The organism is Lewinella sp., assembly GCF_050633125.1.
Lineage (GTDB): Bacteria > Bacteroidota > Bacteroidia > Chitinophagales > Saprospiraceae > Lewinella.
In genome coordinates, this window is the sequence record NZ_JBOEFX010000124.1 from 1 (window position 1) to 16,489 (window position 16,489).

10 protein-coding genes are annotated in these 16,489 nt (G+C 45.7%); 6 read left to right on the top strand and 4 right to left on the bottom strand.

Annotation, left to right across the window (positions count from 1 at the left end; genetic code table 11):
• Positions 1–719 (top strand): sensor histidine kinase (locus tag ACRBG0_RS24255; protein WP_431489429.1); only part of this gene is annotated, 719 nt, incomplete at its 5' end.
• A gap of 1 nt (position 720) precedes the next feature.
• A complete protein-coding gene (locus ACRBG0_RS24260) occupies positions 721–1,626 on the top strand; it encodes a glycosyltransferase family 2 protein (RefSeq protein WP_431489430.1) in 906 nt (301 codons plus the stop codon).
• A 650-nt stretch (positions 1,627–2,276) separates the two neighbouring features.
• Here the strand turns inward: ACRBG0_RS24260 and ACRBG0_RS24265 are convergent.
• Together ACRBG0_RS24265 and ACRBG0_RS24270 are read right to left on the bottom strand one after the other, a co-directional pair.
• Entirely contained in the window at positions 2,277–4,724 is a 2,448-nt protein-coding gene (locus ACRBG0_RS24265; protein ID WP_431489431.1) for a TonB-dependent receptor, read from the bottom strand.
• 385 nt (positions 4,725–5,109) lie between these two features.
• Positions 5,110–5,787, bottom strand: a complete 678-nt coding sequence (locus tag ACRBG0_RS24270; protein ID WP_431489432.1) for an outer membrane beta-barrel protein — start codon at positions 5,785–5,787, stop codon at positions 5,110–5,112.
• 96 nt (positions 5,788–5,883) lie between these two features.
• Here ACRBG0_RS24270 and ACRBG0_RS24275 point away from each other — a divergent pair, with 96 nt between their 5' ends.
• A complete protein-coding gene (locus tag ACRBG0_RS24275) occupies positions 5,884–6,477 on the top strand; it encodes a GNAT family N-acetyltransferase (RefSeq protein ID WP_431489433.1) in 594 nt (197 codons plus the stop codon).
• Between the two features lie 151 nt (positions 6,478–6,628).
• On the opposite strand, the gene ACRBG0_RS24280 is transcribed toward ACRBG0_RS24275, so the two are convergent.
• Positions 6,629–7,969, bottom strand: a complete 1,341-nt coding sequence (locus ACRBG0_RS24280) for a hypothetical protein (protein ID WP_431489434.1) — start codon at positions 7,967–7,969, stop codon at positions 6,629–6,631.
• Between the two features lie 224 nt (positions 7,970–8,193).
• On the opposite strand from ACRBG0_RS24280, the gene ACRBG0_RS24285 reads away from it, so the two are divergent.
• The 3 genes from ACRBG0_RS24285 to ACRBG0_RS24295 all read left to right on the top strand — a co-directional run bounded on the left by ACRBG0_RS24285 (position 8,194) and on the right by ACRBG0_RS24295 (position 14,275).
• Positions 8,194–11,049: a T9SS type A sorting domain-containing protein gene (locus ACRBG0_RS24285; protein ID WP_431489435.1), complete on the top strand. Its 2,856-nt coding sequence runs from the start codon at positions 8,194–8,196 to the stop codon at positions 11,047–11,049.
• 204 nt (positions 11,050–11,253) lie between these two features.
• Positions 11,254–13,686, top strand: a complete 2,433-nt coding sequence (locus ACRBG0_RS24290) for a T9SS type A sorting domain-containing protein (RefSeq protein WP_431489436.1) — start codon at positions 11,254–11,256, stop codon at positions 13,684–13,686.
• A 79-nt stretch (positions 13,687–13,765) separates the two neighbouring features.
• A complete protein-coding gene (locus ACRBG0_RS24295) occupies positions 13,766–14,275 on the top strand; it encodes a DOMON domain-containing protein (RefSeq protein WP_431489437.1) in 510 nt (169 codons plus the stop codon).
• Positions 14,276–14,628: 353 nt separating this feature from the next.
• On the opposite strand, the gene crtD is transcribed toward ACRBG0_RS24295, so the two are convergent.
• Positions 14,629–16,092 carry a 1-hydroxycarotenoid 3,4-desaturase CrtD gene (gene crtD / locus ACRBG0_RS24300; protein WP_431489438.1) on the bottom strand — a complete coding sequence of 488 codons (1,464 nt, stop codon included), beginning with the start codon at positions 16,090–16,092 and terminating at the stop codon, positions 14,629–14,631.
• Positions 16,093–16,489 lie beyond the last annotated feature (397 nt).

Consider the following 16,489-nt stretch of genomic DNA (forward strand, 5'->3'; position numbering starts at 1 on the left):
AACTTAATATTGCCAGTAGTAAACTGAGTCAGTTTTCTTTCGCTACCGGGCATGACCTTAAAGAATCGCTTCGCAACATTACCAGCTTTACCCAATTGGCAAGTATAGAACTGGCCGAAAATCCTCCCCAGGCTCAGGTACACCTCCAAGAGGCAGCAACCAGTGGTAAACGGATGCGCAAAATGCTGGATGATCTGCTTCATTACAGTAATTTGGGAGGCAATGATACTGTAATTAGCCGCTTCCCATTGGATGAAGCGATTAGTAGTGTTAAACAACAATTGAAAACAGAGATCGAAGAGGCTCGAGGCGATGTTCTCCTCACCACGCCAGCTACCCTTAAAGCCAACCGTACTGAAGTGGAACAAATCTTTTTCAACCTGGTCCACAATGCTATAAGATACCAATCTCCTGATAGAGAACCTCGAATTACTATCAAATTAGAAGATCGAGAACAGCAGTTGGTATTCATCGTTTGCGACAATGGCATGGGGGTTCCCATTGATCATCAAAAAAATATTTTCAAGCCTTTTTTCCGTTTGCATAACCGAAGTAAGAGTGGCTCCGGCTTGGGCTTATCTATCTGCAAAACGATCATAGAAAGCTATGATGGGAAAATATGGTACGAAGCTGCCAACGACAATGGTTCTTGTTTCTGTTTTACCCTACCCAAATCAGAACCTAAGGCACAGCTGAACCCTAATCTTTTTATTCCCTAGCATGCTTAGCATCCTGATCCCTGTTTATGCTTATGATGTAGGAGCACTCGTACACACTTTGCACCGGCAAGCTTGTGAACTCTCTCAAGCCTGGGAAATTCGCTTGCTTGATGATGCCTCTCCAGCCCATTGGTTAGTTAAAAACCGCCGCTTGGCTCAATTGCCAGGCGTACACTATCAGGAACTCCCTCACAATGTAGGCCGCGCAAAAATAAGGAACTTGCTTTGCCGACAGGCTCAGTATGAATACCTCCTCTTTCTCGACAGTGACAGTGGTATTGATCACGATGATTTTTTAGCAACTTATGTAGCACAACTAGCGCCTGAGCGAGTACTCTGCGGGGGACGCACTTACTTGCCTAAGCCTTTGGCAGCGTCTTTTCATCTGCATTGGTGGTACGGCACAGAACGAGAAGTTCGGCCAGCAAAAACACGCCGCCAGCAGCCTTACGCTGGTTTTATGACCAACAATTTTATCGTACCTAAAACTGTGATGCAAACTATTCCTTTTAACGAAACAGTTACAACCTACGGCCATGAAGACACGCTTTTTGGGTTTCAACTTCAGGCCGCGGCTATTGAAATTATGCACATCGATAACCCTGTTCTTCATATCGGCCTTGATGAAGCAGACTGCTGGTTAGACAAACAACGTGTTGCCATTCAAAATCTCTACCGCTTACATCGGCAAAACCCTGCTCTGCAAACACAAGCATTACGGTGGTGGATACGCTTGCATCGCACAGGCTTACTACAGTTGGTAATGCCTTTCCTGAAAAGAAAAAGCAGCCTGTGGGAACAACAATTATTGCATCAGCATCAACCTAATCTTCGGTTGCTAGACCTTCTCAAGATTTATTGGTTGGAAGAGGTCCATCAAACTCAAAAACGTCCTTTTTTGAAGTAGATATAAAATGAAAGAATACCGTTTTCTTCTGTTTTTGATGAACTCAATAGTGAGGTTTCAACATTTGATCAAGAGGAAACTTGGCAGGCATTTATTAATAATCATCGTTTAAAGCCACTACTTTGGACCAGGTGGTATACCGGTGGTTGGAATAAAATGACGGCTGCTATTTATTTGCTGATCTTTATATTTCCAATTACCATCGGCTGGCTGCTTTTACATATCCGGTGGATCATTCAAGTACGAAAAACGGGTGCCAGGAAATACTATGCCTACTTTTCTATTCTACCAATGTTGTTGATTACCTATTTGTTTAGCCAGTTTCCAGGAAGCGTTTAAGTTTTTTTTGCGGAATATTTGTCATAATCTAAATCAGGAATCATGCGACTATTGTTTTGGGTCTTCATTCATGTGTTTAACGGGATCGTTGTTGTGTCGGAATCTAGGCGATATAACAGAGGAGGAGAGGGACGTTTAAGGGGAGATGTGGTAAAAGTAGATTCCTATCAAAGTCAAAATGGACTACTTCTGTACAGAACTGAAACCATCAACGGAGAGCTTGAATCCAAGTGGGTTTATGAATATGTTTTTAGAGAAAAATAGCTCCGTAAGGCAGAAATCCTGCCTTACGGAGCCGTATAGAAAAGGGGCTAAAAGTCTATTCCCAATCCCAACATCAACTGTCGACCTGCTTGGGGGTATAAGCCTTGGAGCAATTGGGCATCGCCACCAAGAAAATAACGGTACGACCAACCATTGGATTCATACAACTGATCTAGCCAGTTCAATACCTGGAAATTCAGGCGAATCGCCCGTAGTCCACTTGGTTTAATCGTGTATTGCAATTGCCAGTCGCTAAAGAAATATGGGTCCAGGCTATTGGCTTCATCGGCACTGTTGTCCAGGTAGCGGCGGCCCACATATTTTCCGCGCAAAGCCAGCGATAAGTCATGGCGTTCGGCTTGCGGCAAAAAGTCGTATCGCAGTTCTGCGGCACCCAATACATTAGGTGAGAAAGCCAAGTCGGTATCCTCGCGTTTGATGCCCTGCTGGCCGATCCAGTTGAAGTCTGCATCGTAGTCATCTACAAATTCGGTAAAGCTGATCACTCGGTTTTGACTCAGTGTTACGTTCCCCTGCAAGGTCAGGTTAGGCGCTACTTCGCCGCCAGCTACTAGTTCAAGGCCCAGGCGGTAGCTTTCGTCAACATTGGTACGCAAGAGTTCGCCCACATCGTTGATCTGGCCATTCAATACCAGCTGATCCTGGTAGTACATGTAGTAAATGTTGGCTTGCACCGTCGCTTTTGTCCAGTTTTGCTCCCAGCCTGCTTCCAGGTTGTAGAGCTTCTCGGCTTCAGGGCGGTTTTCGGCAGTGCTGCCCACAAAGTCATTGCGGTTAGGTTCGCGCTGCGCTACGGCAAAGCTGGCATAAGCACTCTGGCGTTCATTGGGGCGGTATTGGATACCCACTTTGGGGTTGAAGAAGCTCAAATCCGCCGATTGATCTACTTGGGTGCCATCGTTGTTGACGCCAAGGAAATCATAACTCACTGTACGTAATTGGAGGTCTAAATAGGTGTCCCAACGATCATTTAGCGCGTAGTTGACTTTGGCGAAAATATTGAAATCTCGCTTCTCGGCATCATTGTCGTAGTAGCGGTCACGAATTTCGCTTTCTGCGGCGTAGCGTGCCCAGATGATCTCCCCAAAGTGAGCGCCCTGGTAAATGTGGTAGCCTCCACCGAGGGTCGCCCGCAGGCGCTGGTCGCTGCCATTATAATGCAGGCTGTACGTAGCACCGTAGAAATCGTTGTCCAACCAACGGCGGCGAATCAAATCAGTAGTATTGATCGTTTCGCCACCAAGCACGATAGGAGAGAGGCCGTAATCGGCAAAGTCTTCCCCTGCCTTGTACTGCTCAAAGAAACCCTGGCCCAGGGTGTAATGGCCTGCCAGGTTGAGGTACCACTGCTCATTGAGTTCGTGGTTGAAGAGTAGTTGCAAGTGAGTTTGGCCATAATCGTCGACTTCGTTGTCGTAAGGCTCGCCTTCTTTTTCGGTGCCTGCGGTATTGATAGTGCGGGTTTCGGGAAAATCAACCAGGCCGGCATCTACACCATTCCATGCTTGGTAGGTGACCTCGCTACCACTAAAAGCATTGAGGCGCACCGAAGAACGTTCTCCAATCCAGGCACCAGAGAGGTACCAGGAAGAAAGGTCGGCCGAAGCTCGGTCAATGTAACCATCGGAGGTAATGCGAGAAAGCCGACCATCTACGGTAAAGCCATTGTCGAGTAACCCCGTGCCAAAGCGAAGGTTACCCTTGAGGGTACCAAAACTACCAGCGGTAAGGTCTGTAGAAGCGTAAGCCTTTTTGTAAACCTTGCTGGTGTTGAGGTTGATGGTCGCACCAAAAGCGCCGGCGCCATTGGTGGAAGCCCCTACGCCTCGCTGAATTTGTACATCTTCCGTCGAAGAGGTGAAATCGGGCATATTCACCCAAAACACGCCCTGGCTTTCGGAATCATTGAGCGGAATACCATTCACGGTGATGTTGATACGAGTAGGATCGGAGCCGCGAATCCAGATGCCGGTATAACCAACCCCCGTACCTGCGTCTGAGGTAACGACCGCCGAAGGTGTCCAGCGTAGTACAAAAGGCACATCCTGCCCCAGGTTGTTTTGCTGGAGTGCTTCCCGGTTAACGGTGGAATAGGTCATGGGCGTCCGCTCATCTGCACGGGTAGCAGAAACGATGACCTCGCCGGTGAAGACGGGGTCTTCTTTCAAAGTGATCTTCATAGGTGATCGTTGGCTACTGCTGATGTTGAGTTGCCGGGTTTGGTAACCAACGTAGCTGACTACGACTTTGACCTCTTGTTTGGGTAATTGACCCAAGTCGAAAAAGCCACGGTCGTCGGTAGCCGTACCGCGATCCAGGTCAGGCACAAAAAGGTTGGCACCAATCAGCGGTTCTCCACCGTCGTCAGTCACCTGACCCGTAAAGGACGTTTGGCCCAATAATAAAAGTGTATTACAAAAAAGGAAAAGGGCGAGCGATAGGCCGCGCCGTAGAAAAGATGAAATAAAAAACATGATCAAAAAAATTGTGGGTAAATGAACAACCGCTATTCCGGGGTAGAACGCGGGATTACTTACCTCACACCCTTGGGAGGTCGGAAGTGGGAGGTGGGAAGTCGGAAGTATTATTTCCGAATTCCGACTTCATATTTCCGAATTCCAAATTTCCCTTCCCGGCATTATCCGGGCAGGTTCCTGGTTTCGAAGTCGGAGGTGGGAAGTGGGAAGTCGGAAGTATGCTCACATTAAGTGCTAATTACTTCCGATTTCCGACTTCCCACTTCCGACTTAAAACCAAAGGGTATGATCTCAGCCAGGTATAGACACATTCGCCCAGTGACCCAGCACCCCTAAAAGCCGCGCAAAGGTAATACGCAGTGATCAGTTTTTATTCATTATTTTAATAAATAGCTCGCTGTAGGCCAATATTGAGCCCCATGAAAGTGTCCCCCAATCTGCGGTACGCTTCTGGGGTGTTCTTGAAGTAACCGTAATGCGTATAGGTGAGGCGACTATTAAGTTTCCAGTTTTCGGATAAGTGGAAGTTTAATCCAATTGCCATTTCGTAACCCACGCTTATTTTGCTGATGCTATTCAAGGCGTAAGGGCTAGGCCCAGGCGCAAAAAAGGAGGGATTGGTATAAGGTACATCTCCTGGTGTTCCCTTGAGGTCGCTGATGCTGGTTTGGAGGCCCGCCTGAACGTAGACACAATTACAAGGCAATCGATACTGTAAACGTAGAGGGATATTCCAAAAAGAAATATTTTTTTGTTGGAACCTAAAAGTGTAAATATCTGGTCCTAGCCCCTCGTTGGGCTTAACCTCGCCAGTAAATTGACGAAAGGTTTGCGGCCCAAAACGTTGCCGAATAAGGGCCGTGCCTACCGAAAACTGTCCGATGGGCTTTTCAATACTGAGACCAATACCTACAAAACCGAGGTTGTTACTTCTATTGATTACGTCCTCAAGGTGAGCGTTAGTCTCTATTCCAATTAAAAAACGGGGGATCGTCTCTGTGGATTGCGCACACAGTAATACAGAAAGTAGCAAGCAGCAAATAAAGGATAAGCTTCTCATTGGTTGATGTTTTGTTAAGAAATCGTGATTTAATCAAGGGTGCTGCAAAACATTCAGGAATTAACCTTTTCTTAGCATCTCAAACCCCATTTTACTATGGAATTCGATTTTGAACCGGAAATTGTTTTGGAAAATGAGCGTGTTCGCCTGGAACCGTTAACAGAGGATCACCTGCCTCATTTGTTGCCTATTGCTTTAGAGCAGCCAGATTTGTTGGCGTATTCTCCCTCCAGGTTTGGTGACGAGGAAAGCCTGAAAGCTTATTTGGGGGCCGCACTGATTGGCCGGGTGCTGGAAGAGCGCTATCCTTTTGTAATTTATGACAAACCCAGCCAGCGCTATGTGGGAAGTACCAGTTTTGGGAATATCTCCAATGCGAATCTTCGCTTAGAGATTGGCTGGACCTGGATTGACAAGGGATTTCAACGCACTGGCCTAAATCGAGCGAATAAATTCTTGATGCTGCGCTATGCCTTCGAAACCTTGGGTTTTGAGCGGGTAGAATTCAAGGCAGATAGCCGCAATGAGCAATCACGCAGAGGAATGGAGGGTATTGGTGCCACCTTTGAAGGCACACTGAGGAGCCACACGCTGATGACGGATGGCTTCCGCCGCAGCACGGTGTATTACAGTATTTTAAAAGAAGAATGGCCTGAGATTAAAGCACGTGTGTTTTCGAGCCAAGGGTAGGTGTATGGATTTTCAGGAGTGTTTGGAAAAGGGCTTCAATCGTTATTGTAGGTATGTACATTTTATTGATAGTCAGTAAAATAAAAGCCTCTGCGCCTCCGCGTCTCCGCGCGATACACTTCTAGTTATGCTCCCCGATTTTCTAAGGCTACTATTCCAACTGCCGTAACAACCACTTTTTTTCAGCAATAATAGCTACGTTACTGATTTCTTCCTGTAGCTGAAGTCGCTTTTGCCTATCAGCCAGAGGCAGGTCGATGATCTTTCTGAGGTATTTTATCGTGTTGAGGTAGTTCTTTTTGTGGCTGGCCAATATCTTCTTCCGATGCAGAAAAATATGCATGGCATCCAGGTGAGAGGACAGTAAGTCGAAAGCATCAAGCTCATAATAAATTTTCATAGCAATCGTCTTGGCAGCAATATTCAGCAGCAAATCCGTGAAGTTGGTTTTATTGAGCAGCGTCAGTGCTTGGTTGTAATTTTTTTGCTCATACTCCAGCCACGCCAGATTGAAGGAATAGCTGTTTTCCTGATGCTTGGGTTCTAATTTGGTTTTGTATTCGTGAACAAATTGCGCAGCCCACTGAAAGTCTTTAGTGACAATGGCTTTTGCTACAATATTACTGTAGGTGAAGTTGGAAAGCACGCCATTCCGCAAGAGTATATCGTTTTTTAAGCCTTCCTTGTAAATTTCCAGGCCTTCTTTAGCAAAATGATGACGGCCTCGATTCAGCTGTTTGATACAGTAGTTGGCGGCCAGCAAAAACAAGTCTCGTATTTCATCTTTGGGGAACTGTTCCTGATGGGCAAAAATCAGTGCTTTGAACTGGCTGAAATGATCATTGTCTCCCTCTGTAGTAAGCGCTTTGTAGACATGGTAGTAAATAGAAATGGCCGGGTGTTGAAGGTAGGCATGATCTTCGATGTAGTTGATCACGGCATTCAGCATCCCGAAATCATATTCTTTCTTGTAAATGGCTTGATGGGAGAGTATCAAACAACTTTGTCGCAATTTTGAAGCCAGGTAGGAAATGTCCAAGTTCTCCTGTACTTCTTCCAACTTCAAGCCTTCCATTCGGTTTTGTTCGGCATTGAAGTGATATTGTTCCAGATAAAAGGAATAGCGATTTTGGTAGTATTCAGCATGACGGAGCGCCTGCCTTTGCTGCATTGATTGAACTTCGGTAATGGTTTTTACAAAATGACGGTTTAGGCCCAGTTGCCGATAAGCCTGACTAAGTTTTAGTTTTACATTTACCTGATCTTCGTTGGTTTTTTGCCAAACGAGGTATTGTTCAATGGCTTTGAGCAGCAAACTCATACTTAGCCTCAGCTTGTGGTCATCGTAGGGGAGATTGGGCCAGATGAAGGCAAAGGCTTCTCTTCGGTCAGGAGATTGCTGGCCCCGCTTTTTTTCGCGCACCAAAAAGGAATACAGCAATATGACATGCTCCCTTTGATTAACAAAAGGTGAAGCAACAAACTTCTTCAATTTCTTGATGTTTTGCTGATTCAGGGCGGAAAACACTTCGAAAAGACGACTTTTGTGCATTTTGTATAAAATAGTTGAGACAAAATATTTATATAATCTTCTGTTAATTAATGTTTTATGTTTTTAAAATGTGTGTTTTGTGATGCAAATTAATAAAAACGTAATTGAAAACGGGTCATAGGAGTGGCACCTTTGTATAGAACGAAAACAAATCCTTGTGAGCTATGAAAAATAAGTTGAACAAATATGTGCTTTTGCTGCTACCTTTCCTGTCTTTGGGAGTCCTGTTAAATGGGCAGGGCTGGGAACGAATTTACTTCCCGCCAGGAGGCGTAGCAGACTATTCCTACTCTGCGGCCAATCAAGTTTTTTTAGAAGATGATGGCAGCTACCTGTTCGCTGCTTCGGTAGAAAATCTATCGAAATTTTTGTTTACAGACAGTGACGGGATTATCACTAACCTTGTTGATGTACCCTTTGGCGGTGGTGGTATTATTCGGAGTATGGATGATAACTTCGTCTACGGTGCGAGGTTGGGAGGGACAAGCCCGCCAGAGGAAGATGTCTTCGTTAGGAAGTTTGATGCGACCGGAAATGTTTTGTGGACGTATCGTCCGCCGGGATATTTATTTGGTAATGAAACGATAACGGATTTACTACAAAGTACCGACGGAGACTACGTTTTTGTAGGGTCACAAGGAAGTACCTCAACTGGTGATGTGCGTCCTTATATTTCGAAAATAACGGAGGCAGGAGATGTCCTTTGGAAAACGGTGGGGGTCACTTTACCCGAGAATAATATTTATGACTATTCGCTATTAGAGACAGCCGATGGCGGCTTCTTTTCAATAGCGTCGTCTAACTGGTTTACGGTCAATAACCCGATTATAACCGATGCCAGAAAGGTAGATGTGAATGGTAATACTCAGTGGATGGGCACCTTGGATACTGATATGCAAGTGAAGCACGCTGTAAATGCAGCTGATGGTACCATCGTTTTACTGGGTAGAAATATGGACTACGACTATCTTTTGCTCAAGATTGACGACATGGGAAGCTCTATTTGGCAACAAGTATTACCTGCTGCTGACTATCCTTTTGGTTACACTACTTCCTTGATTCGTACCAGCGATAATGGTTTTGCTTTTTTAGGCAACAGCCAAGGAGCTGAAGAAGATATTCATCTTGTAAAATTGGATGAAAATGGCAATGTCGAGTGGCAGCAAGTTTATGGAGGAGCATTTGGCGATAATGGGCTGGACCTCAAACAGACACCCGATGGCGGCTATATCATCGCAGGTGGGGCCAACCGGATGGGGGAAGACCAGAGTTTGTACATCATCAAAACGGATGAGCTGGGAAATTCTTTGGCGAATTTCATCTACGGCCAGGTAAAATACGACCTCGACGAAGACTGCATACCTACCACTGCCGAGCAAGGCTTGGAAAACTGGATCGTCTCAGCGGAGGGAAGTACGGGCACCTTTTACGCAGCTGCCGATGCTGATGGCCAATACAGAATGGAAGTTACGCCCGGTGATTACGAGGTATCACTGACCGTGGCCAATGATTATTGGACGGCTTGTACCAATGATGTGATGGTAACGGTAGTAGACAGTAGTGAGGTAGATTTTGCAGTGCAGAGTATTGAACAGTGCCCACTGATGGAAGTACAAGTCAATAATTATGGCTTCCGTTTGTGTGAGCAGTCGACGATAAATGTCTTTTGTGCCAATCAAGGAACAGAACTGGCTGAAGATGCCTACGTAGAGGTCACTCTGGCGGATAGTCTGACCTTATTGAGTGCAACGGTGCCTTATACACTTATTGGAGGCAATACCTATTCTTTTGAAATCGGCGATGTGGATTTCCTGACCTCAACGAGCTTCTCGATTGCCGTGCAGGTAGGTTGTTCGATTGAACTGATGGGGCAATCTCTTTGTGTAGAAGCCCTCATTTTTCCAGATACCAGCTGTTTGCCGGTCAATCCATTATGGTCGGGTGCAAGTGTTCACTTGTCAGCAGCCTGCAATGGTGAAGAGGTGGAATTGAAGATTGAAAATGTAGGCGAAGAAGCCATGCTCGAAGCACTTCAATACACGGTCATTGAAGATCATGTGATTATGTTGCAAGGGCAAGATTATGGCCCGTTGGCACCAGGAGAATCCGTTGTGATTCCAAGAGTAGCGGATGGTAGCTTTTACCGGATAGAGAGCCCACAGGTCGCCAACCATCCCGGAATGTCGATGCCGAGTGCCTTCATTGAAGCCTGCGGAACGGGAGAGAATGGAGAAATAAGTCTGGGGTATGTGAACCAATACCCCATTGATGATGAAGATTATTTTGTGGCCCTGACTTGTACGGAGGTACTAGCGGCTTATGATCCTAACATCAAGCAAGCTTACCCCATTGGCTACGATACCGATCATTTTGTTAAACCCAATACCGGAATTGATTATGTGGTCAAATTCCAAAATACAGGAACCGCGCAAGCCAATCAGGTTGTGATTGTAGATCGCCTCTCGGAGCATCTCGATCCTGCGACGATAAAGCCTGGCAATAGCAGCCACCCTTACGATTTTGAGCTGCTAGGAGAAGGGATTGCCCGCTTTACTTTCAATAACATCGCCTTGCCGGATAGTACGACCAATGAGCCAGCATCGCATGGTTACGTAAGGTTCTCGATTGAGCAGCAGAAGGATTTGCCCAACGACACACGGATCGAAAATACAGCCGCCATCTATTTTGATTTTAATCCGGCGATTATTACCAATACCACCTTTCATACCATAGGCGAAGGCTTCATCATGGTAGAAGTGGGGGAGGTGTTGTCGCCTTTGGCAGCCGTCAAAGCATATCCGAATCCGTTTACGACCATGACGACTTTGGAGGTTGTTGGTGAAGACTTCGGAGCTTTAGAGCTTGTTCTTTTCGATGCAACAGGTAAAGCTGTACGCAACGAACAGTTTATCGGCAACAAGCACGAGTTGGATCGCGGAAACCTCTCGGCAGGCATCTATTTTTACCAGATCAGAAACAATAAAGGTGTGTTAAACACCGGAAAATTAATTGTTCATTAATCGTATGAACAAGTCGAGCTAAATCATTCGTTTTGATACGTGTATGGATAAGCGTTTGGGATACTGTACCAGTTACAGTATCCTAACGCTTTTTAAGCACAAGTCACTTTCACACAGTGAAAAGCAGGGTTGACGAAGTAGTGCTTGAGTAGTATGTTGTTGGCCAGTATTTTAGGAAATAAACCATCTAAAATACTGTGCGCTATGTTACTAAGAATTACTACCTCTGCTTTTTTTATGCTCCTTTGCTGTACTGTTTTACAGGCCAATGACTGTGACAATCCAACGCTGACGAATGGGGCCTATCTCCACGCAAATAATATTCGTACGCTCATTCCGGCTTCGGGCAGCTTGTTTTGGGATGGTGAAGATTCACAATTTAAGATAGAAGGGCCTGATGGCGGCTTTGCCACTATTTTTACCCAAGGCTTGTGGCTTGGAGCAGAAGATAGCAATGGTGATCTGACATTAGCGGTTGCCACCTTTGGAGCTGCTGCCGGGAACAACGACTACTACCCTGGCCCAGTGAGCGAAGACGGTACCGTTAGTTTTGATGTTTGCGGCAATTATGACCGCGCATGGTCGGTTTATCGTTACCAAATCGAAGCGCATCTTGCCGATTTTCAGGACAATGGGGTGATTGATAACCCTCAGTCTGCCATTCTTGGTTGGCCGGGGCAAGGCAATGCGCAATTCTTTGCGACGAATGGGTTTGATCTGCCCAATTCTCCACAGGGATTTGCACCATTTTTCGATATCAACGCCGATGGTATTTATCAACCACTGCAAGGAGAGTATCCTTTCGTACCTCAATCGACTATCGTTCCTGACCAAATCGTGTGGTCGGTGTTTAATACGGTAGGCAACGATCCACATGAAAGTGGAAGTGCGGTACAAATGAAGGCAGAGATTCAGCTTTTGGCCTGGGCTTTTAATTGTACCGATAGCCGAGTATTGAGCAATAGCATTTTTACCTCTTTTAAGGTGATTAACCGAGGGGATGATCCTTATACGAATTTCAGAATGGGCCTTTATACCGATTTCGATTTGGGTTGTTTTACTGATGATTATATAGGCAGTGCTCCTGCTCTCAATACCTTTTATGTTTATAACAAATTTCCCAATGATGTCAATTGTGACAATATTCCTGATGCTGGGGAGAACGCACCAGTGCAGGCTATTACCATAATGAACCAGCCGCTGGGTGGGTTTATGTATATGAATAACCCATCTGCGTTTCCCGGCAATCCGGGAACCGATGATCCAGTAACCGTTGCGGGTTACTTCAATTTTTTAAACAATCGTTTTAGGGATGGTACCCCGCTCACGCAGGGGGGCAATGGCTATGATCCCAATAGCACGGATGTGGTCAGTTTTGTTTTTCCTGACAATCCTAATGACCTGGGAGGCTGGTCGGAAAACAGTATGGATCTTGGTGTTTTCGATCGCAGAGCGCTCGGTAACATTTCTGGGCCGGCATTGTTTGCCGCTGGAGAGGTGTTTACAGTTGATATTGCCTATTCGTTTCACCGTGCACCCGGTGCGGATAACCTAGGTAATGTCAATGAAATGTACGACGGCGTTGCTGTTTTACAGATGATGTATGACAATTCGTTTGCTGAAATGTGTAATCAAGTGACGGTTTGCAATGAAGATTGCATCTGGTCGGGTGACCTCAATGCTGATGGTATTGCCAACCACGAAGATATACTGGCTTTGGGTTTTGGTTTAACCAATAATGGTAATAACCGTGTAGGTCCTTACAATTGGACACCTCAAGGCGGCGATAGCTGGGGTTTTAGTCAATTCAATGGCGTAGACGCCAAGCACCTTGATGCCAATGGAGACGGGAGTTGCACCTTGGAAGATGCCGACAAGATTTTTCACCATTACCATTTTACCAACCCTGCATATCAGCCCGTTTTTGAATATCCGATAGGGGATGATGTCGTCTTCGTGCGATCGGGCGCAAATACAAGTTTAGAAAACTTAAGTCCAGGAGAATCCTTTTTTGGACGTGTCAAGCTGGAAACGGATGTAGATGACCTAAGAGGTATTGCTTTTACGCTGGAATATGATCCATTGTATTTTGCCAATTTTACTACCCTGAATAGTGGATGGCTGGAGTCGCAAATGAAATGGCTTAGCCCCAATGGAACATTCAACGGAGAGGTGGAGTATGCGTTTTTTCTGCGCGATGAAGAAGCTTATATTGAACCTCAGACCTTGTTCTTATTGCAGCTGAGGATGTTGGACGTTCCTCAGGAGTTGCTTCCTAGCGATGAGACTTTTTTGCGCTTTCGCAACATCAAAGCGTATCTCACCGATGGAACGGAAGTAGACCTCGGCGCTCAGGAAGTTCGCATTCAGGTCAATGATGTCTCTGTCGCAACGGAAGAGCCGGTTTGGGCTCAAGGCATAAAGCTTTTTCCTAACCCAGTAGAAGACCGCCTTTACTGGCAGTTTAGCGACTTGGAGCGAAAGCGTTATCGCTTGTTCAACCTTCAGGGGCAATTATTACAAACAGGAGATGTGGTCGGAAATAGTCTTGATGTAAGTCATTTGCCTGCCGGCGTCTATAACCTGCAATTGATGCATAATGGTAGTGCCGTTGTTCGAAGGGTTGTCAAGCAATAAGCTCAGCGTTGTTATTTTGGCACAGTTTTGGTTTTATAGGAGATGTTATAAAACAAGTCTTATAATTAAAGAATCTCCTATGAAATCAATTTTGATGTATGCAGGTCTGCTATTACTTGCTTTTGGAAGCCTATCTGCGGTGCCCTCTCCTTCTGCTAATTACTTTGTGATTGAAGGAATGCAGGTAGAATGGACTTACGAAGGTGACTTGCTGACGTTTAAGCTGCACTCTCCTTACCAAGGCTGGGTTGGGTTGGGTTTCAATACCAATAATGATATTGTAAATTCTAACCTGGTAATGGGGGCCGTGGAAGAAACAAGTACCAATATGGAAGAATTCTTCGTGGTAGGTTTTGGTAATCCTCAACCAGTAAAAATGCTGGGAGGCCAAGTGGCTGTAAAGAACTATCAGGGTGTAGAAGATGCCAAAGGTACCTCTTTCCAGTTTTCAATTGATACCAGTATAAAGGACGATTTTCACTACGATCTCACTGAAGGGCAGAAAGTGTGGCTCATCTGTTCCTATAGCATGGAAGACGATTTTGGCCATCATTCCATCATGCGGCGGCATTTGGAGATCACTCTTTAACAGGGTGTAAGGGGTGGGTGTGTGTAAAGGTTAGATGATGGCTTTAAAAGTGGAAAATAAACCGTTTGCTACTACTGTTGTTAGGTTGAAAAACTTGCTATATGGGCCTTTACGCGAAATCGGTGTGGATATTTACCCTGGCCTTTCTGGCCTTTGCACTGGTGTTTTTGTTCCCGTCTCCCATTTTGATCGGAGTCGCAATCATCTTCGTTTCTTGTCTGGCTGTTGTCCAAACCTGGGTGGTGTTAAGGGATGGTGCCACCAAATGAGTGATACTTCTATGTGACTATGTGTTAAAAAAAACAAAAAATCTTAGGTGCCCTTAAGTGCCTTATGTGGTTCAAATTGGAGCTTTAGTGGCTATGCTCTACCATCTCACTCATGATCTTGGCGGAGAGCAAGCACAACGGAATCCCTCCACCGGGGTGAACGCTGCCACCAACAAAAAACAGGTTGCTGATGCGGTGACTAAAGTTGGGGTGCCGCATGAACGCTGCCATTTTGCTGTTGGAGCTGGTACCGTAAAGAGAACCCAGGTGCGAGCCCGTTTTGGTTTGAATAATGGGCGGTGTCATGGTCCATTCTTCCTCAATCAGCGGTTCCAAGTCTTCTCCAAGGATATTGTTGATTTTAGCGATGGCCCGCTGTCTGGTTTGCTGCTGTAGCAGCTCCCAATCCTGGCCAGCATCACAAGGCGCGTTGATCATCACAAACCAGTTTTCACAATCCTCTGGGGCATCACCGGGTACAAGGTGGCTGGTTTTATTGATGTAAACTGTTGGATCATCAGACATTTCTCCCCTTTCCATGGCCGCAAACTCAGCTGGGTAATCTTCACTAAAGAGGATGTTGTGGCAGTTGAGTTCAGGAAACCTTTTTTTGATACCCCAGTAGAAAATAAGGGCAGAAGTCGACTTTTGTTGCGCTAGAATACGTTCAGGTTGCCGCTGTTGCGGAAGTAATTTCCGATAAGTGAAAAACACATCCATATTGCTGACGACCTGGTCAAACTGGTGCGTTTCGTTGCCGGTACGTACGCCAGTAGCTGCGCCCTTGGTCACCAAAATTTCGTCTACTTTGGTATTGAAATGAAACTTCACTCCTTGTCTGCGCGCCAATTCGTAGACAGATTGACTGATGCTGTACATCCCCCCCTCGGGCAGGTAAGCCCCAAAGTGATGTTCAAAATGCGGGATGATCGTCAGTAGTCCGGGCGCTTTATAGGGATTGGAACCGTTGTAGGTCGCAAAGCGATTGAACAACTGTACCAACTTAGGGTGCTGAAGTTCGCGCCGATGTACCGCATCCATCGACCTGAACAAATCCAGCTGAGGGATCTTGAACAAGGCTTTCAGTACTTCCATGTTGGTCCAGGTACTCAGCTTGTGGAGGCTCTTCTCCAGAAAAGTACGTCCCGAGACATGGTATTTCTTCTCAGCGTCAGCCAATATTCTGATGATTCTACTTGCGGGTACGTCCAGTACTTTTTCTACTTCTTTTGCAAAATCCTCCTTTGCTGCATGGGCGTGAATACGGGTGCCATCTTCCCAGAAATAATTGCAGACAATGGGTAGCCGCTGGTAGGAGAAACGATCTTTAGGTTTTTCCCCCGCTAGCTCAAAAAGCTCATCGACATATTGGGGCATGGTAAACAAAGAGGGGCCAAGATCAAAGCGGTAATCGCCCAGCGAAAACTCGGAGAGCTTCCCTCCTGAGCTTGCGCTCGCCTCAAAAACTTCTACTTCATGTCCTTGAACAGCAAGCCTGACGGCGGCGGCGAGTCCGGCAATGCCGGCTCCAATAATGGCAGTACGCAAAGTTTTGTTTTTTGATGAATGATGTACAGCTTAACAAAAGTAAGGGAGAGTGGTTTAAGGCGGGAGTGATTTGGACACAAGTAAATTATTACTGAGATAAAATTATTGAAGTGTTTATTTGTGTTTAATTTTTTATTTTAATACTTTTGTTTTGTATTAGTCGGTTTGATAGACCATAATTGGTTAATACTCGAAGGTACTTACCCCTATCCGTAGTTTTTTAGACTTATTCTTGCTACGAGGTCAGATAGGAATTTCATCGGTTTTTGTTTTCATTGTTAGGTTACTCGTCTGGCGAGTAAATGGTGGTGGTTTGCCCTGTGCTACCTATTGGTAGGAAATTGGGCTGGCGTTCAGGCAACGGGTGGGTCCCCTCCCAAGGGGATCTTGAGTCTGG